Origin of the sequence: Streptomyces sp. NPDC001604, assembly GCF_042893475.1 — a bacterium.
GTDB lineage: Bacteria > Actinomycetota > Actinomycetes > Streptomycetales > Streptomycetaceae > Streptomyces.
On record NZ_JBIAUY010000026.1, the window covers coordinates 1 to 25,216 of the forward strand.

General features: G+C 68.8%; 24 protein-coding genes, 1 rRNA gene and 1 pseudogene. 12 read left to right on the forward strand and 14 right to left on the reverse strand.

The window, feature by feature from the left end; translation table 11 throughout:
* Positions 1 to 75, forward strand: a 5S ribosomal RNA gene (gene rrf, locus ACFY1E_RS43340); the annotation flags it as partial.
* 71 nt (positions 76 to 146) lie between these two features.
* Positions 147 to 701 carry a GNAT family N-acetyltransferase gene (locus tag ACFY1E_RS43345; protein WP_389086893.1) on the forward strand — a complete coding sequence of 185 codons (555 nt, stop codon included), beginning with the start codon at positions 147 to 149 and terminating at the stop codon, positions 699 to 701.
* Between the two features lie 3 nt (positions 702 to 704).
* On the opposite strand, the gene ACFY1E_RS43350 is transcribed toward ACFY1E_RS43345, so the two are convergent.
* From ACFY1E_RS43350 to ACFY1E_RS43390, 9 genes and pseudogenes are all read right to left on the reverse strand, one after another.
* Complete coding sequence (locus ACFY1E_RS43350; protein WP_389087222.1) at positions 705 to 2,210, reverse strand: TraM recognition domain-containing protein; 1,506 nt, start codon at positions 2,208 to 2,210, stop codon at positions 705 to 707.
* An 18-nt stretch (positions 2,211 to 2,228) separates the two neighbouring features.
* Positions 2,229 to 3,656 (reverse strand): ATP-binding protein, encoded by a 1,428-nt coding sequence (locus ACFY1E_RS43355; RefSeq protein WP_389086895.1) that lies wholly within the window; start codon positions 3,654 to 3,656, stop codon positions 2,229 to 2,231.
* A gap of 13 nt (positions 3,657 to 3,669) precedes the next feature.
* Entirely contained in the window at positions 3,670 to 5,229 is a 1,560-nt protein-coding gene (locus tag ACFY1E_RS43360; protein ID WP_389086898.1) for an SCO6880 family protein, read from the reverse strand.
* Positions 5,226 to 6,563, reverse strand: coding sequence for a hypothetical protein (locus ACFY1E_RS43365; RefSeq protein WP_389086900.1), 1,338 nt, complete (start codon positions 6,561 to 6,563; stop codon positions 5,226 to 5,228). Before ACFY1E_RS43365 ends, ACFY1E_RS43360 begins: the two co-directional genes overlap by 4 nt.
* Entirely contained in the window at positions 6,553 to 7,383 is an 831-nt protein-coding gene (locus ACFY1E_RS43370; protein ID WP_389086903.1) for a hypothetical protein, read from the reverse strand. Before ACFY1E_RS43370 ends, ACFY1E_RS43365 begins: the two co-directional genes overlap by 11 nt.
* A 197-nt stretch (positions 7,384 to 7,580) precedes the next feature.
* Positions 7,581 to 7,889 carry a hypothetical protein gene (locus ACFY1E_RS43375; RefSeq protein ID WP_014673544.1) on the reverse strand — a complete coding sequence of 103 codons (309 nt, stop codon included), beginning with the start codon at positions 7,887 to 7,889 and terminating at the stop codon, positions 7,581 to 7,583.
* A 420-nt stretch (positions 7,890 to 8,309) separates the two neighbouring features.
* A pseudogene (locus ACFY1E_RS43380) lies at positions 8,310 to 8,976 on the reverse strand (hypothetical protein); the annotation flags it as partial.
* Positions 8,977 to 9,012: 36 nt separating this feature from the next.
* Complete coding sequence (locus tag ACFY1E_RS43385) at positions 9,013 to 9,297, reverse strand: hypothetical protein (RefSeq protein WP_389086905.1); 285 nt, start codon at positions 9,295 to 9,297, stop codon at positions 9,013 to 9,015.
* A 218-nt stretch (positions 9,298 to 9,515) separates the two neighbouring features.
* Positions 9,516 to 10,883 (reverse strand): peptidase S8, encoded by a 1,368-nt coding sequence (locus tag ACFY1E_RS43390; RefSeq protein WP_389086907.1) that lies wholly within the window; start codon positions 10,881 to 10,883, stop codon positions 9,516 to 9,518.
* A 395-nt stretch (positions 10,884 to 11,278) separates the two neighbouring features.
* On the opposite strand from ACFY1E_RS43390, the gene ACFY1E_RS43395 reads away from it, so the two are divergent.
* Complete coding sequence (locus ACFY1E_RS43395) at positions 11,279 to 11,827, forward strand: hypothetical protein (protein WP_389086909.1); 549 nt, start codon at positions 11,279 to 11,281, stop codon at positions 11,825 to 11,827.
* A 3-nt stretch (positions 11,828 to 11,830) separates the two neighbouring features.
* Here the strand turns inward: ACFY1E_RS43395 and ACFY1E_RS43400 are convergent, their stop codons facing one another.
* The gene (locus ACFY1E_RS43400) at positions 11,831 to 12,436 is read right to left on the reverse strand and encodes an NADPH-dependent FMN reductase (RefSeq protein ID WP_389086912.1); all 606 of its coding nucleotides are present in this window, start codon (positions 12,434 to 12,436) and stop codon (positions 11,831 to 11,833) included.
* 86 nt (positions 12,437 to 12,522) lie between these two features.
* Here ACFY1E_RS43400 and ACFY1E_RS43405 point away from each other — a divergent pair, with 86 nt between their 5' ends.
* From ACFY1E_RS43405 to ACFY1E_RS43420, 4 genes are all read left to right on the forward strand, one after another.
* Positions 12,523 to 13,008, forward strand: coding sequence for a MarR family winged helix-turn-helix transcriptional regulator (locus ACFY1E_RS43405; RefSeq protein WP_389086914.1), 486 nt, complete (start codon positions 12,523 to 12,525; stop codon positions 13,006 to 13,008).
* A 389-nt stretch (positions 13,009 to 13,397) separates the two neighbouring features.
* Positions 13,398 to 14,171 carry a trypsin-like serine peptidase gene (locus ACFY1E_RS43410; RefSeq protein WP_389086917.1) on the forward strand — a complete coding sequence of 258 codons (774 nt, stop codon included), beginning with the start codon at positions 13,398 to 13,400 and terminating at the stop codon, positions 14,169 to 14,171.
* A 183-nt stretch (positions 14,172 to 14,354) separates the two neighbouring features.
* Positions 14,355 to 15,362: an NlpC/P60 family protein gene (locus tag ACFY1E_RS43415; protein WP_389086919.1), complete on the forward strand. Its 1,008-nt coding sequence runs from the start codon at positions 14,355 to 14,357 to the stop codon at positions 15,360 to 15,362.
* 232 nt (positions 15,363 to 15,594) lie between these two features.
* Positions 15,595 to 16,302: a phosphatase PAP2 family protein gene (locus tag ACFY1E_RS43420; protein ID WP_389086922.1), complete on the forward strand. Its 708-nt coding sequence runs from the start codon at positions 15,595 to 15,597 to the stop codon at positions 16,300 to 16,302.
* Between the two features lie 204 nt (positions 16,303 to 16,506).
* Here the strand turns inward: ACFY1E_RS43420 and ACFY1E_RS43425 are convergent, their stop codons facing one another.
* Complete coding sequence (locus tag ACFY1E_RS43425) at positions 16,507 to 18,063, reverse strand: FAD-binding oxidoreductase (RefSeq protein WP_389086924.1); 1,557 nt, start codon at positions 18,061 to 18,063, stop codon at positions 16,507 to 16,509.
* Between the two features lie 335 nt (positions 18,064 to 18,398).
* Between ACFY1E_RS43425 and pstS the strand changes: the two genes are divergently transcribed.
* The 4 genes from pstS (at position 18,399) to pstB (ending at position 22,543) form a co-directional block, all read left to right on the forward strand.
* Positions 18,399 to 19,529, forward strand: coding sequence for a phosphate ABC transporter substrate-binding protein PstS (gene pstS / locus ACFY1E_RS43430; RefSeq protein ID WP_389086926.1), 1,131 nt, complete (start codon positions 18,399 to 18,401; stop codon positions 19,527 to 19,529).
* Positions 19,530 to 19,665: 136 nt separating this feature from the next.
* The gene (gene pstC / locus ACFY1E_RS43435; protein ID WP_389086928.1) at positions 19,666 to 20,664 is read left to right on the forward strand and encodes a phosphate ABC transporter permease subunit PstC; all 999 of its coding nucleotides are present in this window, start codon (positions 19,666 to 19,668) and stop codon (positions 20,662 to 20,664) included.
* Entirely contained in the window at positions 20,661 to 21,725 is a 1,065-nt protein-coding gene (gene pstA, locus ACFY1E_RS43440; protein WP_389086931.1) for a phosphate ABC transporter permease PstA, read from the forward strand. Before pstC ends, pstA begins: the two co-directional genes overlap by 4 nt.
* Before the next feature lie 41 nt (positions 21,726 to 21,766).
* Positions 21,767 to 22,543 (forward strand): phosphate ABC transporter ATP-binding protein PstB, encoded by a 777-nt coding sequence (gene pstB, locus ACFY1E_RS43445; RefSeq protein WP_389086934.1) that lies wholly within the window; start codon positions 21,767 to 21,769, stop codon positions 22,541 to 22,543.
* A gap of 207 nt (positions 22,544 to 22,750) precedes the next feature.
* Here pstB and ACFY1E_RS43450 read toward each other — a convergent pair whose 3' ends face one another.
* Together ACFY1E_RS43450 and ACFY1E_RS43455 are read right to left on the reverse strand one after the other, a co-directional pair.
* A complete protein-coding gene (locus ACFY1E_RS43450; protein WP_389086936.1) occupies positions 22,751 to 23,749 on the reverse strand; it encodes an anion permease in 999 nt (332 codons plus the stop codon).
* A gap of 7 nt (positions 23,750 to 23,756) precedes the next feature.
* Positions 23,757 to 24,377: a DUF47 domain-containing protein gene (locus ACFY1E_RS43455; RefSeq protein ID WP_389086939.1), complete on the reverse strand. Its 621-nt coding sequence runs from the start codon at positions 24,375 to 24,377 to the stop codon at positions 23,757 to 23,759.
* Positions 24,378 to 24,601: 224 nt separating this feature from the next.
* Here ACFY1E_RS43455 and ACFY1E_RS43460 point away from each other — a divergent pair, with 224 nt between their 5' ends.
* A complete protein-coding gene (locus tag ACFY1E_RS43460; protein WP_123966038.1) occupies positions 24,602 to 24,940 on the forward strand; it encodes a metal-sensitive transcriptional regulator in 339 nt (112 codons plus the stop codon).
* A gap of 28 nt (positions 24,941 to 24,968) precedes the next feature.
* Here the strand turns inward: ACFY1E_RS43460 and ACFY1E_RS43465 are convergent, their stop codons facing one another.
* Positions 24,969 to 25,136 carry a hypothetical protein gene (locus tag ACFY1E_RS43465; protein ID WP_181922833.1) on the reverse strand — a complete coding sequence of 56 codons (168 nt, stop codon included), beginning with the start codon at positions 25,134 to 25,136 and terminating at the stop codon, positions 24,969 to 24,971.
* Between the last annotated feature and the right edge of the window lie 80 nt (positions 25,137 to 25,216).

Genomic DNA, 25,216 nt, shown 5'->3' on the forward strand with positions numbered 1-25,216 from the left:
AACCCGGAAGCTAAGCCTTACAGCGCCGATGGTACTGCAGGGGGGACCCTGTGGGAGAGTAGGACGCCGCCGAACAATTTTTGAGAAAACCCCCGTACCGTTTATTCGGTACGGGGGTTTTCTGCGTTTCGGCTACCGTGGCCTGCATGAACTACAAGATCCGTTCCATACGCGCCGACGAGTGGCCCCGGGCGAAGGCGTTGCGGCTCGTCTCGCTCCAAGATCCCGTAGCGCATCTCGCCTTTCTGGAAACCTACGAGCAAGCGATCGCGCGCCCGGATTCCTTCTGGCAGGAGCGGGCGGCCGGCGCCGCCGAGGGCGCGTCCGGGGCGCAGCAGATCATTGCCGAGGGGCCCGACGGAGAGTGGGTCGGGACGTTGGTCGTGCTGGTCGAGGAGGCCGGGTCGACCGACTGGGCCGGGTTTCCGGTGGAGCGGAAGCAGGGGCATGTCGTAGGCGTGTTCGTGCGGCCGGAGTGTCGCGGGATCGGGCTCACCGAGGTGCTCTTCGATTCCGGCCTGGAATGGGCCTGGGCGCAGGGTGTGGAGCGGGTGCGGCTCATCGTGCACGAGGAGAACGGGCGGGCTCAGCGGTTCTATCGGAAGATCGGGTTCGCGCCGACCGGGGTGACCGTGCCGCTGCAGGAGAGGCCGGGGGAGTCCGAGTTGGAGTTCGCTCTGGTGCGGGACGAGGTCGGCTGACGGCTATACCGGCAGTTCGTCGTGCGGCCAGCGGGCCCGGCCCTGTTCGCGGGAGCGGAGCAGGGCCAGGGTCGGCAGGCCCCGGTCCGCTCCTGTGGCCAGTAGCTCCGGGAGCTGGGGAAGCGGAGCCACTGCTGCGACGTCGTCTAGGACGAGCGTGAGTGGTGGGTCGAGGCGACCGGAGGATGACCGTTCGGCCATGCGCCGGCCACGCTCGACCACGCTTGAGACGAGGGCCGTCAGAAGGGGCATCGCGCCCGGGTTGCTTCTGGGGTCCTCGATGGATTCCCCCACCACATAAAGCGTGCCCCCTTCATGGACGAAGGAATCCAAGGTGAGGGCATCTGTTCGGTTTGGAGTGCAGGCCTCGCGGATGTTGACCGTGAAGAGCGCGGAGAGTGCTCGGCTGGTCAACTCCTGGGCCATGTCCCTGCGTTCCGGGTGCGCGGTGAGCGCGGCCTCGAGTTCGCCCGCGGAGCCGGGGGCCGCCTTGGGGTTCGTACGGAGGATGCGGACCGCGTCCTGGACCTGGGCGCCCTGGGACCAGCGGTGGACGTGGCGGATGGTGCGGCCGTCGATCGCGGCGGCGTGCACATAGCTGCGCAGGAGCGTTTCGGCTGTGGCCGACAGGGCCTGGTCGAGTTTGGCCGTGGGGCGGATCGGGGCGAGGAGGGCGGCGGCTCTCGCCGTGGCCGTCTCCTTGTCCTCGCAGCCCGTGGTGGGCGACCAGTGGAGGCGGGCCGGGGTGTCGCAGAGGTGGGCGGGGTCGTAGAGGAGGACGGGGCCCAGTTTTGACCGGGCGTCCTTGGTGTCCGACCAGACCGCCGGGTTGGAGGTGATGACGAGGGCAGGGCCCTCCGCGTCGCGTACGGCCTGGGTGGCGGCCGTCTGGCGGCTTTCTCTGGGGGCCACGACGAGTTTTTCCCGGCTGCCTGTTGCTCCGCCCACTCCGGCCGTCCCGCCCACCGTCGTCCGGTCATCGGCGAACAGGGAGGGGGAGGGCTCGGGAATGGGCGCCGGTTCCTGGAGGAGTTCCGTCGGCTGTGGTTCGGGCGGTGCCGTCCGCGGCGTCGGGACCTCGTAGTGCGTCGGCGTCGGCGACGGCTCGGGTGCCGGGCGGTCGAGTGGTTGCGTGCGGCGCTTCAGGCGGCCCGCGCGCCAGCGCGCGAAGGTGCCCATCGCGAAGACCGTCAGTACGAACAGCACCATCAACTGGCCGATGAACAGGCCCCAGAACAGTCCGTAGCCGGAGAGCTGGGTGTCCGGGGTGTCGGGCCAGGCGCCCGGGATGTCGTGCGGTTGGCCGATGAGGTGGCGCATGGCCGTGGGGGTGCGGGTGAAGGTGACGCCGTGCGGCCAGCTGCCCTTGGTGAACAGGCCGGCGAGGCCCGTGGCCGTCCACACCAGCACGGTCATGCCGAGGAGGAAGGCGAGTATGCCGAGCAGGAGCCCGTCGGGGATGCCGCCCTGCCCGTCCCGGGGGTCTCTGCGCCGGTCGTCCGGTCTCACCACGTCCCGCCTCCCCTGCTATGCCACCGTCGACTCGGACGGCCCCTCGAAGTCGCTCAGGTGCTGTTCCACGAAGGCGGCCGCGCGCTCCTCCGCCTCCAGTTCGGCGGCGCGCAGGGCGTCGTCGGCCAGGTTCCGCTCGGCGGAGGACTCCGTCATGGCGCGGTCGGTGAAGACGAGGGGGCGTTCCGTCTCGGTGACCAGGTGTTTGACGACCTGGACATTGCCGTTGACGTCCCAGACGGCGATGCCGGGGGTGAGGGTGGGGATGATCTCCACCGCCCAGCGGGGGAGGCCCAGGACGCGGCCCGTGGCCCGTGCCTCGTCGGCTTTCTGGGCGTAGATCGTCCTGGTGGACGCCATCTTCAGGATGGCCGCGGCTTCCTTCGCCGCCGCGCCGTCGACGACGTCCGACAGGTGGTGGACCACCGCCACGAAGGACAGACCGAGCCGGCGGCCGAACTTCAGCAGTCGCTGGAACAGCTGGGCGACGAAGGGGCTGTTGATGATGTGCCAGGCCTCCTCGACCAGGAAGATGCGCTTCTTCCGGTCGGGGCGGATCCAGGTGTGTTCCAGCCATACGCCGACGATCGCCATCAGGATCGGCATGGCGATGGAGTTGCGGTCGATGTGGGACAGGTCGAACACGATGAGGGGTGCGTCGAGGTCGATGCCGACCGTGGTCGGGCCGTCGAACATGCCTCGCAGGTCACCGTCGACCAGACGGTCCAGGACCAGCGCCACGTCCAGGCCCCAGGCCCGTACGTCCTCTATGGCGACGTTCATCGCCTCGGCCGACTCGGGTTCGGGGTGCCGTAGCTGCTCGACGATGTCGGTGAGGACCGGCTGGCGTTCGACGATGGTCTCGTTGACGTAGGCGTGCGCGACCTTCAGGGCGAAGCCGGAGCGTTCGTCCAGGCCGTGGCCCATCGCGACCTCGATGATCGTCCGGAGCAGGGCGAGCTGGCCGGTCGTCGTGATCGCCGGGTCGAGGGGGTTGAGGCGGATCCCGTGGTCCAGGGCTGCCGCCGGGTCCAGGCGGATGGGTGTTATCCCCAGCTCTTCCGCGATCAGGTTCCATTCGCCGACGCCGTCCTCGCCCTGGGCGTCGAGGACGACGACCTGGCGGTCGCGGAAGCGCAGCTGCCGTAGGACGTAGGTCTTCTCCAGGGCCGACTTGCCGTTGCCGGACTCGCCGAGGACCAGCCAGTGCGGGGCCGGGAGCTGCTGGCCGTAGAGCTGGAAGGGGTCGTAGATGTAGCCCTTGCCGGAGTAGACCTCGCGGCCGATGATCACGCCCGAGTCGCCGAGGCCCGGCGCGGCGGTCGGCAGGTAGACCGCCTGGGCCTGGCCCGTGGAGGTGCGTACGGGCAGGCGGGTCGTCTCGACCTTCCCGAAGAGGAAGGACGTGAAGGCGTCGGTCAGGACGGACAGCGGATCCCGCATCAGAACTCAGCCCCTACCTTCGGATGCCGGTGGCGAACGGGAGGGTGTTCACGAAGGCGCGATGGTGTTCCCGGTCGCACCACTCCAGCTTCAGGTACGACTTTCCGGCCGAGGCGCGGATGGTCCGCTTGTCGCGGGCGAGGGCCTCGGGGGAGCGGGAGGAGACGGTGATGTAGCCGACCAGGTTGACGCCTGCCGCGCCGCTCGCCAGGTCCTCGCCGCGCTGGTCCAGGCGGTTGTGGGCGGCGACGTCACGGGGGTCGACCGTGCGGTTCATCTTGGCGGCGCGGGAGGCCTCGGCCACGTCGTTGGTCTTCTCGGTCAGCATGCGCTCGATGGCCACCTCGGTGGGTTCGAGATCCATCGTGACGGCGACCGTCCGGATGACGTCCGGGGTGTGGACGAGCAGCGGGGCCAGGAAGTTGACGCCCACCGGGGTCATCGGCCACTCCTTCACCCAGGCCGTGGCGTGGCACCAGGGCGCGCGGGTGGAGGACTCCCGGGTCTTGGCCTGGAGGTACGTCGGCTCCATGGCGTCCAGTTCGGCCGGCCAGGCGTTGCGCTTGGTCATCGCCTGGATGTGGTCGATCGGGTGGTCCGGGTCGTACATGGAGTGGATGAGGGAGGCGAGACGGCCCTGTCCGAGGGGCTGGCGGACGCGGATGTCGGCCTCCTGGAGGCGCGAGCAGATGTCGGTGAGCTCGCGGGCCATGACGACCGCGAGACCGGCGTCCCGGTCCACCTTGCGGCCGTTCTGGGGGCGGGCCGCGCGGGCCATCGCATGTGCCTCGGCCGCGAGCTCGCGGGTGAAGTGCATGCAGGCGACGAGGTAGGCGCGGTGCTGCTCGCTGCTCGTCGACACCATCGACTGCAGTTGGTCGTACGACTGCTGCAGCCAGCCCAGCGCCTTCTCGTCCCCACGGATGGCGACGTCCTTGGCGTGGGCGTCCGGGTCGGCGGGGAGGGTGCGGGCGAGCATCTGGAGGCGGGTGACGAAGCCGTCCCCGTTGGCGACGTGCTTGAGGAGCGTGCCGAAGCGGTCGACCAGGGCTTCCTGGTCCTCCGAGTCGCGCAGTCCGACGCCGGGGCCCTCGATCTCGATGGCCGCTGTCACCGTGCGGCGGTCCGCGTGGAGCAGTACGGCGATCTCGTCCGGGCCGAACGGGGCGGCCAGCCAGGTGATGCGGCCGATCCCGGGGGGCGGGCCGACCTCGACCTCGCGTCCGTCGAGCCGCGTGCCGGCCTCGATGACACCGCTGCGGTAGACGGTGCCCTGCTTCAGGGTGCGCTTGTAGCTGCGGTTGATCTCGAACCACTTGTAGAACGTGCGGTGCTTGTACGGCACGTAGACCGCCGCCAGGGCGAGCAGCGGGAAGCCCATCAGCAGCACGATGCGCAGGGAGAGGACGGGGACGAGGAGCCCGCACATCATGCCGAGGAAAGCGCCCGCGATGATGAGCGCGATCTCGCCGGATTCACGATTACGGCCGACGATCGCGTTCGGCCGGGCGCGGCCGATGAGATATGTACGGCGGGGCGTGACCGGATGGGACAGGTGGGACTCGGTCGTCAACGCCCTTCACCTCCCGTGCGGTTGGTACTGCTGTTGCGGGTGTTGCTGGCGTGCGGGGTGTTCACCGGGTTCGACGAACGGGGTGCGGGTGCGGCGGTGGGGACGGAGCCGCCGCCTCCGTTCGAGGGCCGGGTGCTGTGGGCGGCTACGCCGCCGGTGGCCGGGTTGGCCGGGCGGGGGCCGCCGTTCGAGGACGACTGGCCGCCGCCCCCGTTGTCGTTGGCGCGGGCGCTGTGCGTCTTGATGCCCTGCGCGACCATGGTCGCCGGGGAGCTGATGACCGCGGCGGCCTTGCTCTCGGCGCCGGCCATGATGCGGTTGTTGCGGCCGTTGGCGATCTCGTCGCCGAAGCCGGGGACGAAGCGGTAGATCATCCCGGAGGCGAAGATCGCGAGCAGGATGATGGCGAGGCCGGAGACGACGGCGGCGAGCGAGTCGGGGCCTCCCCCCGAGGCGAGGGCGCCGGCGAGGCCGAGGACGATGACGATCACGGGTTTGACCAGGATGACCGCGATCATGATGCCGGCCCAGCGGCGGACGTGGCCCCACAGGTTCTTGTCCACGAGGCCGGCGTAGACCACGACGCCGAGCAGGGCGCCGACGTACAGCAGTACGGCCCGCAGATAGAGCTCCAGGTAGAGGACGCCCGCGGCCAGTACGGAGACCAGCGACACGATGATCAGCATGATCGGGCCGCCGCCGATGTCGTTGCCCTTGCTGAGGGCTGCGGAGAACGTGCCGAAGAACGTGTCCGTCTGGTCGCCGGTGCCCTTCGCGATGACGTCGGTGACGGCGTCGGTCGCCGATACGACGGTGTAGAGGATCAGGGGCGTGAACGCCGAGGCCAGGACCGTCAGCCACAGGAAACCGACCGCCTCCGAGATGGCCGTCGTGAGGGGGACACCTCGGACGGCTCGCTTGGCCACCGCGAGCAGCCAGAGGAGGAGGGTGAGGATTGCGGACGCCGCGAAGACGACTGCGTACTGCTGAAGGAACTTCTGGTTGGTGAAGTCGACGTTCGCGGTTTCTTTTACGGCGTCACTGAGCTTGTCGATGGTCCAGGAGGCGGCTTTTGCGCAGCCCTTGGCGAGGGAGGAGAGGGGGTCGAGGGTGGAGGTGGGGTCCAGGGAGGTGGAGCCGCCGGTGCCTTTGTCGCCGTTGCCGCGTTCGCAGTACTGCTTGGCGGGGCCGACGATGAGGTCGCACTTGTCGTCCGACGTCGTCGGCTTCGGTGAGGGTGCGGCGGCAGCACGGGTGGCCAACAGCACGGCTGCGGTCTGTGCGGCTGTGACGGCGGCGGCGACCGTGAGTGCGCGGCGCGGGCTACCGGGCATAGGTGAAGCCTCCGTACTCCTCGACGGCCTTGGACATCTCGTCGGCGGTGGACGCCTTGTTGTCCCCGGGGACGGGTGCGGGGCCGCTCTTCTGGGAGAAGCTGTCGACCTTCCAGTCGCCGTTCGCCCAGCGCAGCTGGAGCGTCATGGTGAACCAGTCGCTGGTCACTGGATTGGCCGAGTTTTCACCGGCTGTGCCGTACAGCCCGGTGCACCACACCTCCATGGTCGCCGCGGCGTCCGAGTAGCTCGTGGTCTTGGTGCCGATCGGCACAGTGCGCGAGACATAGGTGGAGCCAGCGGTCGGGTTGCCGTTGTCGTCCAGGCCGATGTTTCTCAGGAAGTCCCTGGAATAGGCCTTGTTGAGCTTGTCCTGGAGCTCCGCCTGCTTGTCGGTGACGAAGACCTGCTGGACGATCTCGGCCCGTCGGGTCGGCTTGAGGATGTCGGCCGAAACCAGCACCGTGGCGTAGTTCGCCGCAGCGCTCTGCGCCCCCTGCTGGTCGTGTGCGAAGCCCGTGGGAATGCCCCCCGCCGTCGTCCGGACAGGCTTCGTCCCGCTGGCCGCCGTGGACGCCGCGTCCGGCTTGCTCCCGCTTCCGCTGTCCGAAGAGGAATCGCCTCCTCCACGGTTCGCGAAGGCGATTGCGGCGATGAGGAGGACCACCACGCCGACGACCGTGATCAGGCTCCGGGACGACGAGCGGCCGCCGCGGCGGGCGCCGCCGTAGACGTCGCCGCCCCCGTCGGGCAGCCGGGTCCGGGTCTGGCCCGTGCCGCCGTAACCGCCGGAGGCCTCGTGCTCGTCTCCGAGACTCATGCCGTGTACGCCCTCTCCAGCTCGTAGACATACGACGGTAGCCGTGCTGGTTCCCGCGCGGGCGCGGTGTGGTGACTCGACATCAGGGAAACGCAACCTCAGCCGGTGGGCACGACGGGCGGGTGGGGGTGGAGGGGACCGGGCGCGCCCGGAGGGACTGGCGGACGCCTGCCGCGAACGGCCTGCTAGACGGCCATCTAGACAGCCATGCCGTACACGATGGTGAACAGCGTGCCCAGCGAACCGATGATGAATACCCCGGTGAGACCGGCGATGATGAGGCCCTTGCCCTGTTCGGCGCTGAAGGTGTCGCGGAGCGCGGTCGCGCCGATGCGCTGCTTGGCGGCGCCCCAGACGGCGATGCCGAGGCAGAGGAGAATGGCGACGGCCATCACCACCTCGATCATGACCTTCGCCTCGTTGCCCAGGCTGCCGAAGGGGCCCCAGTCCGGAGCGATCCCGCCGATGATGGTGTTGATGTCTCCCTTGTCGGCCGCAAAGAGCATGTAAGTCACCGCCCCTGGTGGGTAGTTCCGCAGCCCCTGCCGGGATGCAGAGGTCAGGCTCATTCTCGCCGACAATGCTGCCTTCGTATGTCGACTTGGCGTCATTGCATGGCGGGTTTCGTACGAATAGCTGTTAGGTCACTCTGTGTATCACGGCAGGTCACGCCGGGCAATGAGGCCTGAGCGGAACCTGTGGTGGGGTTCCGTCGTTGACCCCTCTTACGACCTGAATCGTTCCTGACGGTGGGTCGGGTGAGGGATCGAGCCGATGTTCTCCGGGTGACGGGCGAACGGATGAAGAGTATCCGGTACGGCGAACGGGCCGCGGTCGGCGGCCGTGGCCCGCTCGTTGACGGAGGGTCAGTCGTAAGCCGGTGAAGGCGGCGCCCCCCTCCGGGTGGCCGCAGCGTAGGGGAAGGAGTAGGAGGAGCAGCCGGAGCCGGTGGCCTCGGTGCTCGACGTCTTCCAGACGGTTTCCCTCCGGCCTCGGGTGGTGGAGGTGGCCTTGGTCAGGGCCGTGCCGCCGACCGAGGTCACGTACCGGGAGGCCGCCGGGTATTCGGCGCCGTAGCGCTGTGGCCCGCGCCGACGGTTGCGGAGGGCAGGGAGGTCGTCGAGCCGGTCTGGCTGACCTTCCTGAAGCAGCCGTTGGCGGCGGTGCAGGCGGAGAGGCCGTAGTACGAGCGGTAGGTGGCGAGGTCGGCCTCGGCGTTCGGATCGTCGTAGACGTCGACGATGGCGATGGTCCCGCCGGAGCCGTTCGAGGCGGCGGCGGAGGTCAGGCCGTGGGCGGACCGGAGGTCGGTGGGGCCGTAGCCGGAGGGGGTGGCGGCGTCGGCGGCCTTGGGGGTGACGCCCCTCTTCGCCGCCTGCTGCTTCTGGAAGGCGGTGAGGCCGCCCGTGACGCGGTAGGAGTTGCAGGCCAGTTCGCCCTTGTGGGCGGGGTGGCGCAGGGGGTCGCGGTCCAGGTGGCCTTGGCGGAGGCGGCGGGCTGCGCTGCCTCCGCCTGGACTGCGGTGCCGAAGCCGGCCAGGAGCAGGGCGGCCGTGGCGGCCGCCGCGGTGGCGGTACGGCGCAGGCCGCGCACGGATCGCTGTCTGTATCGCTGCCTGTTTCGGTGCCGCTAGCGCGTGGTGCACTTGGGGTAGCGGGACCCCTCGACGCAGTTGTTGTAGGCGCTGTAGCTGACGTCGACCTCTTCCTCGTCGCCGCCCTTCGTGCGGACCGTCAGCTCGTACTCGGTGTGGCAGCTGCGGGTCCGCTTCGAGCCCTTCTTCTTCGTCTTGCACTCGTGGTCCGTGTCCTTGCTGACGACGGTGCCGGTGACGTTCTTCGACGAGCTGCTGCAACCGGCCAGTGGCGCGGTGAGTGCGGCGACGGTGAGCAGGACTGCGAGCGTGCGCTTCATTCGGTTTTCCCCCGGGCGTCGTGGATGGGACGTCGACGTTCTCCGGAAGATGGTGCCCGATGCACTGTCACGTCCGAACGCCGGGGCGTACGGGAAAACGGGCCGCGGCCGGCTGCCGTGACCCGTTTTCCTTTCCGTGCCGCCGAGGAGGCCCCACGTACTCCCTCAGTCCGGCGGCTCCCCGTGACCCGACGGGGTGGTCCTGCCGTGTACCGCTGTCAGCTCGCCGTGAAGGCGGCGAGGCCCTCGGGGGTGCCCCAGCCGGTCGGGCCGTCGTAGCCCGACTTCGCGGTGCAGAAGTAGCTCGTGGAGCAGGTGCCGTTGCTGCCGCTGGTGACGTCGTTCAGCGCCGAGGTGCCGGCCGCGTTGTAGGGGTACTGCGCCGGGTAGTCGCTGGAGCCCGGGGTGCCGGCGAGGGCGTAGACCGAGGCGATGAGCGGGGAGGAGGCGCTGGTGCCGCCGTAGGTGTTCCAGCCGGTGCCGTCGGAGCCGTAGGTGTCGTAGACGGAGACGCCGGTGGCCGGGTCGGCGACCGCGGAGACGTCGGCGATCATGCGCTTGCTGCAGCCGGTGTCGGTCTGCCAGGAGGGCTTCGCGTCGTACGAGGAGCAGCCGGAGCCGGTGCCCTCGGTGCTGCTGGTGTTCCAGACGCTCTCGGTCCAGCCGCGGCTGTTGGAGGACGTCGAGAGCTTGGTGCCGCCGACTGCCGTGACGTACTTGGAGGCGGCCGGGTATTCGGCGCCGTAGCCGCTGTCGCCGGCGCTCGCGGTGATGGCGACGCCCGGGTGCTTGTAGTAGGAGGAGTCGTACGTCGTGTCCGAGGAGGACTCGGAGCCGCCGTAGCTGTTGGAGACGAACTTGGCGCCGAGCTTGACGGCCTCGTTCACCGCGGTGCCCAGGTTGGCGTCGGACGCCGACTTGGCCTCGACGAGGAGGATGTTGCAGTTCGGGCAGGTCGCGCTGACCATGTCGAGGTCGAGGGAGATCTCACCGGCCCAGCCGCTGTCGGCCTTGGGGAGGGAGGTCGTGGAGCCGGTCTGGCTGACCTTGGAGAAGCAGCCGTTGTCCGTGGTGCAGGAGCTCAGGCCGTAGTAGTCGCGGTAGGTGGCCAGGTCGGCCTCGGCGTTCGGGTCGTCGTAGGCGTCGACGATGGCGACGGTCTCGCCGGAGCCGTTGGAGGAGGCGGCGGAGGTGAGGCCGTATGCCGACTGGATGTCGCTCGGGCCGTAACCGGTCGGGTCGTCCTGAGCGGCGTTCGGCTTGATCGTCTTGGGGGTGACGCCCTTGAGTGCGGCCTGCTTCTCCATGAAGGCGGTGGTGCCGCCGGTGACGCGCAGGGCGTTGCAGGCGGCGTAGCCCTTCTTCGGGGTGGCGCCACAGGCCCTCGTGTACTGCACGTGCGCCTTGGCGACCTGCGCGGCGATCGCCTTGGTGCTCACCTTGTGCGCGGCCGGGGCGGTGGTGGCGTGCGCCTGGACCGCGCTGCCGAATCCGGCGAGGACCAGCGCCGCGGTGGCCGCGGCGGCCGAGCCGATCCGGCGCCATCTGCCGGATGTGTGGGGGGAGTTGGGGGTGGTCGTACGCAACGTACAGCCTCCTGAAAGTGGTGGGCAGAGGCCTGCGGTGGGGGACTGCCGGGGTGTTCCCGGCAGGGGCGGCGACCCGCGAAGACCATCGCTTGTTGAGTACGCGACAAACAAGGCAGTTTCGGAATTCTGACTTCCGCATTACTGAAGGGGGTTGGCGGATTGCTGCTCAATGGCGGTGCGATGGAGGGGGGTTGGGAGTGGCTTGACTCCGCGCACAGCGTTCGGACAGGTAGGAGACAGGTTTACGCGCGTCGATTCCCGGGCGTGGCGGCCCCTGTCCGGGCGGGGTGGGGGTCAAGTCTGCGCCATGTGCCATCGGCGGCTGAGAGGGCGGGAGTTGTCCGACGTATGTAGTGGGCATGTGGATGGCGACCCCGAAGAGGGGCAACCCTGTGATCCAGCACCGCATCGTCCTCGCTTCGGCCGCGGGCCTTGTCTGCGCCTTCCTGCTGGCGGCGTGCGACTCCATGAACAGCGGCGCCTCCGGTACGAGCGCTGCCGGCGCCGCGCCGGTCACGTCGGCTCCGGCGGCCTCGGCACCGGTCGGCGGTGAGGCGTCCGGGAGCGGGCGGACGGCCTCGGCCACCACGGTGAGGGCCGAGGCCGTGAAGGGCGGGGCCAGCGTCGTCACCGACGGCACGGGCGCGACCCTCTACCGCTACGACAAGGACCGGCCGGATCCGTCCCGGTGGACGTGTGCCGGCGCGTGCGTGAAGACGTGGATTCCGGTCATCGTGTCGGACTCCGTGCAGACGGTGGGCGTCGAGAAGAGCCTTCTCGGCACGGTCCACCGCAACGGCAGGAAGCAACTCACCCTGGGCGGCTGGCCGTTGTACCGGTATGTGGGCGATACGGGGGCCGGGCAGCTGAACGGTCAGGGGAGGGGCGGGCAGTGGTATGCGGTCACTCCGACCGGGGGCAAGGCCGATGTGACCGGCTGAGCATCATGCCGTTGCGGCGGGCATGGCGCCTGCGTGCGCCTCCGCCTTGGCCTCGCGTACGCCGCGCAACGCACCGGACCAGGCGATGACCTGGTCGAGCATGCCGCAGACCGCGTCGGCGAGGCCCTCCGCCGGGACGAAGGTGCCGGTCGCGAAGGCAGGCATCAGGGCGATCGCGGGTTGAGTGCGGACCGTGGCCGTCTGGAGCTCGGCGAGCACGAGCCGCAGCGCCTCGGCGGCTCGAACGCCCGCGGCCCATCCGCCGTAGCTGATGATGCCGGCCGCCTTGTCGTTCCACTCCCGGTAGACGTAGTCCAAGGCGTTCTTGAGCGCGCCGGGGTAGGAGTGGTTGTACTCCGGGACGAGGAACACGAAGCCGTCGAAGCCGTCGATCAGTGCGGACCAGGCCCGGGTGTGCGGGTGCTCGTACTGCTGGTGGGTCGGATTTCCGCCCTCGTCGAGGTTGCCGAGGCGGTGGTGGGCGAGGTCGATGAGCTCGTAATCGGCGCCGCCGTGGGCGCGCGCCGTGTCGAGCACCCAGGAGGCGATCGTCTCGCCCCGGCGTCCGGGGCGGGTGCTGCCGAGGATGATGCCGATGCGGAGTGGCATGGTGTTCCTTCCAGAGGAGTTGACGCGTCAACTCTAGAAGGCAGGGAGTTGACGCGTCAACACCATGCCTCGGTATGCTGCCCGCCATGGCTCAGATGCGCACGCTGGAACCTGAGGAGTGGGAGTTCTGGGACGCCTGGATGCGCGCGCAGCGCCTGCTCACCCGGGAGCTCGACCGCGGTCTGCAGCGTGACTGCGGCATCTCGAAGGCCGAGTTCAGCGTGCTGGTGACGCTGTGGCAGGCCCCCGGCCGCGAGATGCGCGTCGGCGAGCTCTCCGAGTCGCTCGACTGGGAGAAGAGCCGTGTCTCGCACCAGCTGACGCGCATGGAGAACCGCGGCTTCGTGGAGCGGACCGAGCACGGCGCCGGCGGCCGCCGCACCGGGATCGGGCTGACCGACAAGGGGCGCAGCGCCGTGCAGAGCGCCGTCCTCGTGCATGCGGGAAACATCCGCCACTACTTCCTCGACACGCTCACACCTCAGCAGGCTGCGGCCTTGCGGGCCTGGAGCGGGCAGCTGATCGAGCGCATCGAATCGCGCGGCGGTGGGGCCCCCGACGACGCCGGGTAGGACACGGCCAGGACTGTGTCGCGGGCCGGATGTCAGTCCGGTGGCCTAACGTGATGGTGTGGGTTCGGAGAGTGAAAGGAGGATGTTGTGGTGAACGTGGAGTCGCGCCAGGGGCGGGCTGCGCGGCCATGTGCGCAGCGTGACGCGGAGGCGGAGTCGGCGGTCGCACCGTACCGTGGTGGCGATGCCGAAGCGGTGGAGAGACGGAGGCAGCGAGCCATGTCCGTGTCGCCGGGCGCCCTGGCCCGTCCGCGACCCCGGCACCCGGGTGTCGTGTACGGCGCTTCCGCGCGCCCTCCGCAGTCGCAGCCGCGGGGAGGATCGTTCACGGAGAGATCCAAGTGAACGTCAGACCCTTTTCTCACCTTCGTGGGCCACAGTGGGCGCCGATGAAGCGCATCCCACGCATCAGCAGGCGTGTCACCAGTCCCCTGTGCGCGGCGGTCGTGCTCCTTGTGCCGGCGCTCACCTCCGCTTCCCTCGCCAACGCGGACGACGGGCCGGGGCCCCTCGGGGTGACCGCCGTGGCGCCGGACAACGCGCAGTCCAGGAAGGTCGGAGCCCTCTTCGACGCCGATCGACGGTCCTCGCTCGCCGGCGGGCACTTCTGCACCGCCTCCGTCGTGTACAGCCCGCATCGCAATCTCATCGTCACGGCTGCCCACTGCCTCAACGGCAGCAAGGACGGGGACCTCGTCTTCGTGCCGGGGTACCGGGGCGGGCAGGCGCCGTACGGGACGTGGACGGTGCGGAAGGTGTTCCTGCCCGACGGGTGGGCCAAGGGGCAGCACGAGGACAGTGACGTCGCCTTTGCCGTCGTCGAGAACAAGAGCGGGAAGAGCGTCGAGGACGCCGTCGGTGGCAACCCCTTTGTGGCCGGTATGGCGACCGGGGCGACCGCCGTCACCATCACCGGGTATCCCAACACCCGTGAAGTGCCCGTCAGCTGCACCAACAGGCCGACCGTGCACAGCCGTACCCAGCAGCGGATCTACTGCCCCGGCCTTTCGGGAGGAACCAGCGGGAGTCCTTGGGTCAACGGGGACAAGGCGGTCGTCGGGATCCTGGGCGGGCACGAGAAGGGCGGGAGCACGGACGACATCTCGTACAGCGTGGTGTTCGGGGCGGAAGCGGCCGAGCTGTATCGGGATGCGACCGGCTGATCTCTGACGCGGCGGAGCCGCATGTCGGCTGTGCCGTCAGCCGCTGCGGAGCCGCATGTCGGTGGTGCCGTCAGCCGCTGCCGCGGCGGGGCCCCGTGCCCCTTCGGGCCCGGTGATCTCCCGGAACTCAGCACGCGCCCCTAGACTGACGTGGGCTTCGGACTCCCGGGCGGTGAGGGGCGGTTGACGGTGCGTAAGGCGTGGATCGTTGCCGGCGTTGCCGTCGGCTCTGCTCTGTCCTTCGTCATGCTGCTCGTCGTCGGGGTGTACGTCGTCGCCGGGAACCTCATCAACGGGGTGGGCGTCGGTACCAAGGCCCTGGCCAAGGGGGCCGTACCCGCCGCGTATTCGGCCATCGTGCAGAAGTGGGGCAACCTCTGCCCCGCCCTCAACCCCGCACTGCTCGCCGCCCAGCTCTACCAGGAGAGCGGGTTCAATCCGAACGCCAGGAGCGCGGCGGCCGCGGAGGGGATAGCGCAGTTCATTCCGGGCACCTGGGCCACCCACGGCGTCGACGGCAACGGAGACGGCGTCAAAAACGTCTGGGATCCCGCGGATGCCATCCCGTCAGCCGCCTCGTACGACTGCCAGCTCGCCTCGTACGTCAAGGACGTACCCGGGAATCTGACCGAAAACATGCTCGCCTCGTACAACGCGGGGGCCTACGCGGTGATCAAGTACGGGGGCGTGCCGCCGTACAAGGAGACCCAGAACTACGTCAAGACGATCACGACGCTCGAGGAGAGCTTCGCCGCGCCCGTCAGCCGGGTGGATCCCAGCAAGCAGGCCGCGGGGGCCATCTACTACGCGCAGAAGAAGCTCGGGACCCCCTATCTGTGGGGCGGCGACGGTACCGCCGCGGACAACGGGCGTTTCGACTGCTCGGGGCTGACCAAGGCCGCGTACGAAAGTGTCGGGATCACGCTGCCGCGGGTCGCCAACGACCAGTACAACGCCGGGCCGCACCCCAGGCGGGACGAACTGCTGCCCGGCGATCTCGTGTTCTTCTCCACGGACCCCACCGACTCCCGGGCCATCCACCATGTGGGGATCTATGTGGGCGGCGGGTACATGATCGACGCGCCGAGGACGGGCGCAGTGATCCGGTTCGACCCCATCGACACCTCCGAGTACTTCGGAGCCACGCGCGTCACCGAAGATGGCGCGAAAGCACTGCCCACCACGGTGTGAACCGAGCGTGAACCCACCCCCTGAGCTGCAGAGATGAGTCTCTCTTCGATAACGTCTGCGTGATCATTCGGTGGAGTGTGGAACGTAGTAACTGGGACCGTGCGTTCCTGTTCTCGTAGTCATCCGACAGTCATCCCGGTGGCTGTCCGCGACGTGACCTACAACCACGGGGGTGGGTAAGCGGGCGTGCGCGAGTACGTCCGGCAGCAGACGACGAAGGGGCCGCAGCACCATGGCTGGACTCGCCGAATCCGGGTCGAACCCCGACGTCGACCTGCTCTACGACATCAATGGCCTGGCCAAGGACGCGCCGCACTGGCTCGACCGGGTCGTCTCCTTCGTGGGCGAGTACGGGCTGTTGCTGGCCATGGTGCTGCTGGTGGTGTGGTGCTGGTGGTCCGTGCGGCGGCGCGGGGACGAGGACGCTGCCTCGTCTGTCGCCGCGTTGGTGTGGGCGCCGGTGGCTGCGGCGTTGGCGGTGCTGGTGAATGTGCCGATACGGGGGTTCGTCGAGCGGCCTCGGCCGTTTCGGACGCACGACGGGCTTGATGTGCTGGTGTCCGGGAAGGCCGACTTCTCGTTTGTGAGCGATCACGCGACGATCACCATGGCGATGGCGGTGGGGGTGTTTGTCGCCAACCGGAAGTTCGGGGTGGTCGGGATCGGGTTGGCGCTGCTTGAGGGGTTCTGCCGGGTCTACATGGGTGTGCACTACCCGACTGATGTGGTCGGGGGGTTTGCGCTGGGGACGGCTGTGGCGTTGTTGCTTTCGCCGGTTGCCATGCTGCTGCTGACGCCTGTGGTGAAGGCTGTTGAGGGGTCGGCTTGGGGTGGGTGGCTCGTGCGGAGCCCTGCGCGGGCGGCTGTAGGGCAGGGTGCGTTGATCCCTGGGGCGCGGAGTGAGGCCCTGGGTGCGGATGAGCGGGACCTCGCTGCGTAGGTGACCGGGGGTGTGGTCGGCGTAGGGGAGGTTCGCTTGCCCGCGCTGCGGGGTGCCGCTGCGCCCACCCGTGCCGCCCTTGGCGGCACGATTGCCCGCAGCTTCGACGGTTGCCCGCAGCTTCGACGGTTGCCCGCAGCTACGACGGTTGCCCGCAGCTGCGACGGTTGCCCGCAGCTGCGGCAACTGGGGCAGCGGAGGCGGCTACAGCGACTGGGGGTATGTGAAGAAGCGGTTCGGGTCGTACTGCTTCTTTATTGCCGTCAGGCGGGGCGCCGCATCCCCGTAGTACGCCTGGCGCCAGTTCGTCAGGGTCGGGTCCGTGTAGTTCTGGTAGGCCGCTCCCGAGGCGTACGGGCGCATGGCGTTGTGAGTGTTGGTCAGCCAGGTCTGGGCCGTGGAGCCGGTGGTGCCGGCCCGCCAGGATGCGAGGTACTGGGCCAGCATGCGGGAGCGGCGGTGGACGAAGGCCGTTGCGGTGGGGGAGACGCGGTTGACCGCGCCGCCCAGGGCCGTCAGCGCGATGCTGCCCGCGCCGCCCGGGACCGAGCTGATGCTCCTCAGCAGGGTCTGGATGCCCGCCGCGGAGATCGAGCGGTCGAAGAAGTCCGAGCGGGCCGAGTAGGTCTCCCGGCCCAGGGAGCCCCCGGGGTTGCGGTTCGGGGTGGAGCCGGGGAGGTGGCACTGGGCCTCGGTGCGGAACGACGAGCAGCCCGCGTACGCCTCCATCGCACCCTCGTAGGTGTGCCGCTTGAGCGTCTCGCTGCGGGCCGGTGAGCCGACCGCCGAGACCAGGCGGTCGAGGGCGTTCTGCAGTTCGCCGTACGTGCCGATGGAGAACGCCGCCACCGACACGGTGGGCGAGCCGCCGTTCTCCAGGTGGCAGGAGGACCAGATCTCGTCGGGCTGGTCGGGACCCCATTCCTGCCAGGCCTTCACCACGGCGGCGGCCTTCGACCAGGGCCAGGTCAGGTAGGCCGAAACGGCCTGCGGGGCCGGGTGGGTCCTGAAGTGCAGTTCCGTCACGACGCCGAAGTTGCCGTTGCCCGCGCCGCGCAGCGCCCAGAACAGGTCCTTGTTGGTCGTCGCGTCGGCGGTCAGCTGCTTGCCGTCCGCCGTGATCAGGGTGGCCTGGGTGAGGCTGTCGCAGGTCAGGCCGTACGCCCGGGAGACCACGCCGTGGCCGCCGCCCAGCACCAGGCCCGAGACGCCGACCGAGGGGCAGGAGCCCGCGGGTATCGTCACGCCCTTCGCGGCCAGCGCCCGGTAGACGTCGATCAGTTTGGAACCGGCGCCGACGACGGCCTGGCCGCCGCCCACCCGGATCTGCTTCAGCTTCGAGACGTCGACGATCAGCTTGCCGTTGCCGGAGGACCAGCCCGCGTAGGAGTGGCCGCCGTTGCGGATCGCGACCCGGATGTCGTGCGCGCGGGCGTAGGCGAGGGTCGTCCGTATGTCGTCGGTGTGGGCGACATAGGCCACGGCCGCCGGTTTCAGGCCGTCGAAGCGGGTGTTGTACAGCTGGTGGGCCGTGGTCCAGGTGGCCTCGCCCGGGCGTATCAGGGCGCCGTCGAGGTCGCGGGAGAGCGCGGTCCAGTTCGCCGGGGCGGCCTGGGCGGACGTCGACCTCATCGCCGTACCGGAGGAGGCGGACGACGCGGAGGTGCTGGTGTTCGCGTCGGCGGACCCGCCCCTGCACGCGGCCGTGGCCACCGCCGCCAGCGCGGCCGCGCCGCCTCCGATGAACGTACGACGTTCCATGTTGCGCCCTCCCGGATTGCTCTCGGGGAACGAGACGGCTCGCCGATCACATGGGTTCCTGCTGAAGTGTCACTGCTGTGTCACCGTGGAGGGAGACACGAACAGAGCCGGGACCTTTGTGTGCTCTCCCCGTGAGCATTCCGTGACCTAACCACACCGTCGGCAGGGGTTCACCTGCCGTTCATTTCCGGCCGTAGGCGCCTTCACCTGGTCTGCTTAATTTCGGCCTTACGCGATGTGGGTGCGCCTGGGGAAGGTGCGTCCTCCGTCGCCAGGACTTAAACCTCGCACGCCGCCGAATTCAGGACGGCGGCTCCTGGAAGGAACTCTTTCAAGTGAAGCTTCAGCGCATGAATCGGCGGGCCATCGCCCTCGGTGCTCTCGCCGCGTCGAGCGCCCTGGTCCTCACGGCGTGCGGCTCGGACAACACCAGTAGCGGTAGCAGTGGCGGCAACAGCGCCTCCTCCACCACCGGTGCCAGCAAGATCAAGTGTGACGGTGCCAAGGGTCAGCTGCTCTCCGACGGCTCGTCCGCGCAGAAGAACGCGATCGACGCGTGGGTGGCGCAGTTCTCCCAGGCCTGCGGTGTGCAGATCAACTACAAGGCCGGCGGTTCCGGCGCGGGTGTCACCTCCTTCACGCAGGGCCAGCTGGCCTTCGCGGGTTCCGACTCGGCTCTGAAGCCCGAAGACGTCACCGCCTCCAAGAAGGTCTGCACGGGCGGCCAGGGCATCGACCTTCCGATGGTCGGCGGCGCGATCGCGCTCGGCTACAACCTCTCCGGCGTGGACAACCTGGTCCTGGACGCCCCGACCATTGCGAAGATCTTCGACAGCAAGATCACCAAGTGGAACGACCCGGCCATCGCCGCGCTGAACAAGGGCGTCAAGCTGCCGGACCTCAAGATCCAGGCGTTCCACCGCTCGGACGAGTCCGGCACCACGGACAACTTCACCAAGTACCTCAAGGCCACGACGCCCGACAACTGGAAGTACTCCGGTGGCAAGGCCTGGCAGGCCAAGGGCGGCCAGTCCGCCGCGCAGTCCTCCGGTGTGGCCGCCCAGGTCAAGCAGACCAACGGCGCCATCGGCTACTTCGAGCTGTCCTACGTCACCGACGGCGTGAAGGCCGCCAGCATCAACACCGGCGCCAGCGCGCCGGTCGCCCCGACCAGCGACAGCGCCACCAAGGCCATCGCCGACGCGAAGGTCGTGGGCACGGGCAAGGACCTGTCGCTGAAGCTGAACTACAACACCAAGGCCGACGGCGCCTACCCGATCTCCCTGGTCACGTACGAGATCGTGTGCGACAAGGGCAACAAGGCGGACACCCTGCCCGCCACCAAGGCGTTCCTGCGCTACATCGCCTCCGAGGACGGCCAGGGCCTGCTGCCGGGCCTGAAGTACGCGCCCGTCCCCGCCGACATCATCGCCAAGGTCCGCACCACCATCGAGGGCCTCAGCTGATCCGAGTGCGGTCCGGTCCCGGGCCTGAGAACCCGGGACCGGACCGCATCGTCCGGTGCACCGCCGCCACGAGCCGTACGTCGTACGGCTTCGCAGAGCCCCACTCCGCGTGAGGCTCCGCAGACCGGAGAACCCGATGGACACTTCCACACAGATAACCGACGCTCCCCCACCCGCCCCCACCGCCGAACAGAAGCGCGCAGCGCGCGGCGCCACCCGACCCGGTGACCGGATCTTCCTCGGTCTCTCCCGTGGGTCGGGCATCTTCCTGTTGGTGGTCATGGCCGCGATCGCGGTCTTCCTGACCTATCGCGCCTCCCTCGCGATCAGCAAGGACCACGGCAACTTCCTCACGACCTTCGAGTGGAACGCCACGTCCGTCCCGCCGGTCTTCGGCATCGCGGTCCTGGCCTTCGGCACGGTGGTCTCCTCGATCATCGCCATGGTCCTCGCCGTGCCGATCGCCGTGGCGATCGCGCTGTTCCTCACGCACTACGCCCCGCGCAGGCTGAGCGGTCCCATCGCGTATGTGATCGACCTGCTCGCCGCCGTACCGTCCATCGTGTACGGCCTGTGGGGCGCCCTGATCCTCGTACCGCACATGAACGGCCTCTACGGCTGGCTGAACAGCTATTTCGGCTGGACCGGCATCTTCTCGTGGGACGGCGGTGCGCCGCGCTCGATGCTCACCGTCGGCATCCTGCTCGCGATCATGATCCTGCCGATCATCACCAATGTGAGCCGCGAGGTCTTCCGCCAGGTCCCGCAGATGCACGAGGAGGCGGCTCTCGCCCTCGGTGCCACGCGCTGGGAGGTCATCCGCATGGCGGTGATCCCCTTCGGCCGCTCCGGTGTGATCTCCGCCTCGATGCTCGGCCTCGGCCGTGCGCTCGGCGAGACGATGGCCGTCGCCACCGTGCTCTCCCCGGACTTCCTCATCCACGGCAGCCTGCTCAACCCGGGCGGCGGCACCTTCGCCCAGAACATCGCCTCCAAGTTCGGTGAGGCCACCGAGCAGGGCCGGGACGCGCTCATCGCCTCCGGTCTGGTCCTGTTCGTCATCACCCTGTTGGTCAACGGCGCGGCCCGCATGATCATCGCCCGCCGCAAGGAGTACTCGGGGGCCAACGCATGAGCCACAGCGCCAACGCCGCCATCGCCGAAAAGCCCGCCAGCACGCTGCGCGGTGCCAGCCTGCCGAAGTGGTCGCCCTGGGCGATCGCCGCCGGCTCCGTGGCCGTGGCCATCGGTATCGGTCTCGCCGCCGGCCTCGACAGCAAGGTCCAGTGGGGCCTGATCGCCGGGCTGATCTTCCTCGGCGCCACGTACGTCATCGCCGCGGCCGTCGAGGGTCGCCGTCAGGCCAAGGACCGCATCGCGACCGGCCTGGTCTGGGTGGCCTTCCTGGTCGCCGTCGTCCCGCTGGTCTCCCTGGTGTGGGTGACCATCTCGCGCGGTGTGAAGGTCCTCGACGTCTACTTCCTGACCCACTCGATGGGCATCGTCGCCGACTCCCAGCCAGGCGGTGGCATCTACCACGCCATCATCGGCAGCCTGGAGCAGGTCGGCCTCGCCACGCTGATCGCAGCGCCGATCGGCATCCTCACCGCGATCTACCTGGTCGAGTACGGCCGGGGCAAGCTCGCCCGGGCCGTCACCTTCTTCGTCGACGTGATGACGGGTGTCCCGTCCATCGTCGCGGGTCTGTTCATCCTCAGCCTCATGCTGATCTTCGAGTTGGAGCCCTTCGGCTTCGCCGGTTCGCTGGCCCTGGCCATCCTGATGATGCCGGTGGTCGTGCGCTCCACGGAGGAGATGCTCAAGCTGGTCCCGAACGAGCTGCGCGAAGCCTCCCTGGCGCTCGGTGTCCCGAAGTGGCGCACCATCCTGAAGGTGGTCCTGCCGACCTCCATCGGCGGCATCACCACGGGCATCATGCTGGCGATCGCCCGTATCACCGGTGAGACGGCTCCCGTGCTGCTGCTGGTGTTCGGCAACCGGTTCATCAACAACAACCCCTTCGAGGGTGCGCAGCAGTCGCTTCCGCTGTACATCTATCAGCAGTACGCGGCAGGCGCGGACGCGTCGTACGCCAGGGCCTGGGCGGCCTCGCTCACCCTGATCGCCTTCGTGATGATCCTGAACCTGGTGGCCCGCGGCATCGCCCGCTGGAAGGCCCCGAAGACCGGTCGCTGACGCGGCCATATGCGACCGAGAATTCTGGAAGTGACGTAATCATGGCCAAGCGAATCGACGTAAGCGGGCTCACCGCCTACTACGGCGCCCACAAGGCGATAGAAGACATCTCGATGACCGTCGAGCCGCGTTCGGTGACGGCGTTCATCGGCCCCTCCGGCTGCGGCAAGTCGACGTTCCTGCGCACGCTCAACCGGATGCACGAGGTCACGCCCGGCGGCCGGGTCGAGGGCAAGGTGCTGCTGGACGACGAGGACCTGTACGGGCAGGGCATCGACCCGGTGTCCGTGCGCCGCGAGGTCGGCATGGTGTTCCAGCGGCCCAACCCGTTCCCGACGATGTCGATCTTCGACAACGTGGCGGCGGGGCTGCGGCTGAACGGCTCGTACAAGAAGAGCGAGCTCGCGGAGATCGTGGAGAAGTCCCTGAAGGGCGCGAACCTCTGGAACGAGGTCAAGGACCGGCTGAACAAGCCCGGTTCGGGGCTCTCCGGTGGTCAGCAGCAGCGTCTGTGCATCGCGCGGGCGATCGCGGTGGAGCCGAAGGTGCTGCTCATGGACGAGCCCTGCTCGGCCCTCGACCCGATCTCCACGCTCGCCATCGAGGACCTGATCGGTGAGCTGAAGGAGCGGTTCACGATCGTCATCGTGACGCACAACATGCAGCAGGCGGCGCGTGTCTCGGACCGTACGGCCTTCTTCAACCTTGCGGCGGTCGGGCAGCCCGGCAAGCTGATCGAGATCGACGACACGGAGCGGATCTTCTCCAACCCGTCGGTCCAGGCGACGGAGGACTACATCTCCGGCCGCTTCGGCTGAGCCTTCGAGACCCCTCGCGGTGCTGCATGGCGGTGCCACCGCGAGGACGATGAAGGGCCCGCCCCTGGCTCCCGGGGGCGGGCCCGTCGTCGTATCTGGGGGCTCCGCCCCCAGACCCCCGTCCGGCCCTTGAGGGGCCTCGTCCTCAAACGCCGGACGGGCTGAGTCGGCTGAGCCGAGGAAGGGGCGGCGGGGGCGAGAAAGGCTCTACAGGAACGCCAGGTTCACGATCCCGAAGGAGCCCGCCGCCACCAGGGCCGCCGCCGGCATGGTGATGAACCAGCCCAGGACGATGTTCTTCGCCACCCCCCAGCGCACCGCGTTCACGCGCTTCGTCGCGCCGACGCCCATGATGGCCGAGGTGATGACGTGGGTCGTCGAGATGGGCGCCTTGAACAGGTACGCCGTGGTGAACATGATCGACGCACCGGTCGTCTCGGCGGCGAAGCCCTGCGGGGGGTCGAGCTCGATGATCTTCCGGCCCAGCGTGCGCATGATGCGCCAGCCGCCGGCGTACGTGCCGAGGGACAGCATGAGGGCGCAGACGATCTTCACCCAGACCGGGATCGGGTCGGCGAAGGTCTGGTGGCCGGAAATCACCAGTGCCATCACGACCACACCCATGGTCTTCTGCGCGTCCTGAAGGCCGTGGCCGAGCGCCATGCCCGCCGCCGACACGGTCTGCGCGATGCGGAAACCGCGCTTGGCCTTGTGCGGGTTGGACCGGCGGAAGAGCCACATGATCGCCAGCATCACCAGGTAGCCGGCGATCAGACCGACCACCGGCGACAGGAACATCGGGATGACGACCTTGTCGAGGACGCCGCTCCAGAGCACGTCGGTGCCGCCCGCGAGCGCCGCTCCGACCAGGCCGCCGAACAGCGCGTGAGAGGACGAGGAGGGCAGGCCGAAGTACCAGGTGATCAGGTTCCACACGATCGCGCCGGTGAGCGCCGCGAAGAGGATGCCCATCCCCCTGGAGCCTTCCGGCGTCTCGATCAGGCCCTCACTGACCGTCTTGGCCACGCCGTTGCCGAGGAACGCACCCAGCATGTTCATCGCCGCGGCCATCGCCAGCGCCGCCCGCGGTGTCAGCGCCCGCGTCGACACCGACGTCGCGATCGCGTTCGCCGAGTCGTGGAAGCCGTTCGTGTACGTGAAGAAGAGCGCGACCGCGATGGTCACGACCAGAGCGAAGGTGTCCATGGAGGGGTCAGGACTCCTTGACGGCGATGGTCTCCACCGTGTTCGCCACGTGCTCGAACGCGTCCGCCGCCTCCTCCAGTACGTCCACGATCTGCTTGAGCTTGAGCACCTCGATCGCGTCGTACTTGCCGTTGAAGAGATGCGCGAGCAGCTTGCGGTGGATCTGGTCGGCCTGGTTCTCGAGGCGGTTGACCTCGATCCAGTACTCGGTCAGGTTGTCCATGGTGCGGAGGTGGGGCATGGCCTCCGCCGTCAGTTCGGCGGCCCGCGCAAGGACCTCGATCTGCTGCTCGACGCCCTTGGGGAGTTCCTCGATGTTGTAGAGGACGACCAGGTCGACGGCCTCCTCCATGAAGTCCATGATGTCGTCGAGGGACGAGGCGAGGGAGTAGATGTCCTCGCGGTCGAAGGGCGTGATGAACGAGGAGTTCAGCTGGTGGAAGATCGCATGCGTGGCGTCGTCACCTGCGTGTTCCGCGGCCCGCATACGCTCTGCGATCTCGGCCCGGGCAGGTGCGTCCGCCCCGAGCAGTTCCATCAGGAGCTTCGAGCCGGTGACGATGTTGTCCGCGGATGCGGCGAACATGTCGTAGAAGCTCGTCTCCCTGGGGGTCAGACGAAAGCGCACGTGGGGTCCTCGGGGTGCTTCGGTTTCGGTCAGGGTGATGCTAGGCGCATCATCCGGCCACGGCTAATGGGCCGTCCCCCAGTGTCGCCCATCGGGCAGGGTGGTCGGCACGGGGGCGGTGTGCGGGCCCGGTCCCGGCAGGGACCAAGGGCCGTATACCCAGCGAAGTTCGATACCATATACCCACCAGGGGTATATGTCCGCATGTCTTACGGGAGGACGCGATGACGACCACCGAGGCCGGCGCGACGGCGCCCTCCGACGACAGCACGCAGAACGCGACGCACGGCTACCACAAGCAGAAGGACGAGCACCTCAAGCGCCTGCGCCGGATCGAGGGCCAGATCCGTGGCCTGCAGCGGATGGTCGACGAGGACGTCTACTGCATCGACATACTCACCCAGGTGTCCGCCTCCACCAAAGCCCTGCAGTCCTTCGCGCTGCAGCTGCTGGAGGAACACCTGCGGCACTGCGTCGCCGATGCAGCCGTCCGGGGCGGTGACGAGATCGACGCCAAGGTGGACGAGGCGACGAAGGCGATCGCCCGGCTGCTGCGCACCTGAACCCGCCGGTGCGGGGCCTCGCCTCCGGCTAGTCGCCGGAGGCGGCGCGCTCTTCGGCCACTTTCAGCACCTCGTCGATGCTCTCCAGGCTGAGCCGGTCCTCCGCGGCCGAGGCCGCGATGATCAGCTCTCCGCACAGCTCGATCTCGGCGAGGGCCACGTGGTCCTGAACTGCCGTACCGCCGACCGGAGCCACGTGCATCACCTCATCTCTGCCGTTACCGACTTCCTAGAGTAGGGAGCGGCCTACACACCGCGCATGGCACGGACGGGCTA

What these genes read in the sequence shown, in the direction of transcription:
- ACFY1E_RS43345 (WP_389086893.1), top strand. Translation starts at nt 147, where the DNA reads ATGAACTACAAGATCCGTTCCATACGCGCCGACGAGTGGCCCCGGGCG.
- ACFY1E_RS43355 (WP_389086895.1), bottom strand. Translation starts at nt 3,656, where the DNA reads ATGCGGGATCCGCTGTCCGTCCTGACCGACGCCTTCACGTCCTTCCTC.
- ACFY1E_RS43365 (WP_389086900.1), bottom strand. Translation starts at nt 6,563, where the DNA reads ATGCCCGGTAGCCCGCGCCGCGCACTCACGGTCGCCGCCGCCGTCACA.
- ACFY1E_RS43370 (WP_389086903.1), bottom strand. Translation starts at nt 7,383, where the DNA reads ATGAGTCTCGGAGACGAGCACGAGGCCTCCGGCGGTTACGGCGGCACG.
- ACFY1E_RS43375 (WP_014673544.1), bottom strand. Translation starts at nt 7,889, where the DNA reads ATGCTCTTTGCGGCCGACAAGGGAGACATCAACACCATCATCGGCGGG.
- ACFY1E_RS43385 (WP_389086905.1), bottom strand. Translation starts at nt 9,297, where the DNA reads ATGAAGCGCACGCTCGCAGTCCTGCTCACCGTCGCCGCACTCACCGCG.
- ACFY1E_RS43400 (WP_389086912.1), bottom strand. Translation starts at nt 12,436, where the DNA reads ATGCCACTCCGCATCGGCATCATCCTCGGCAGCACCCGCCCCGGACGC.
- ACFY1E_RS43405 (WP_389086914.1), top strand. Translation starts at nt 12,523, where the DNA reads ATGGCTCAGATGCGCACGCTGGAACCTGAGGAGTGGGAGTTCTGGGAC.
- ACFY1E_RS43410 (WP_389086917.1), top strand. Translation starts at nt 13,398, where the DNA reads ATGAAGCGCATCCCACGCATCAGCAGGCGTGTCACCAGTCCCCTGTGC.
- ACFY1E_RS43420 (WP_389086922.1), top strand. Translation starts at nt 15,595, where the DNA reads ATGGCTGGACTCGCCGAATCCGGGTCGAACCCCGACGTCGACCTGCTC.
- ACFY1E_RS43425 (WP_389086924.1), bottom strand. Translation starts at nt 18,063, where the DNA reads ATGGAACGTCGTACGTTCATCGGAGGCGGCGCGGCCGCGCTGGCGGCG.
- pstC (WP_389086928.1), top strand. Translation starts at nt 19,666, where the DNA reads ATGGACACTTCCACACAGATAACCGACGCTCCCCCACCCGCCCCCACC.
- pstA (WP_389086931.1), top strand. Translation starts at nt 20,661, where the DNA reads ATGAGCCACAGCGCCAACGCCGCCATCGCCGAAAAGCCCGCCAGCACG.
- pstB (WP_389086934.1), top strand. Translation starts at nt 21,767, where the DNA reads ATGGCCAAGCGAATCGACGTAAGCGGGCTCACCGCCTACTACGGCGCC.
- ACFY1E_RS43450 (WP_389086936.1), bottom strand. Translation starts at nt 23,749, where the DNA reads ATGGACACCTTCGCTCTGGTCGTGACCATCGCGGTCGCGCTCTTCTTC.
- ACFY1E_RS43460 (WP_123966038.1), top strand. Translation starts at nt 24,602, where the DNA reads ATGACGACCACCGAGGCCGGCGCGACGGCGCCCTCCGACGACAGCACG.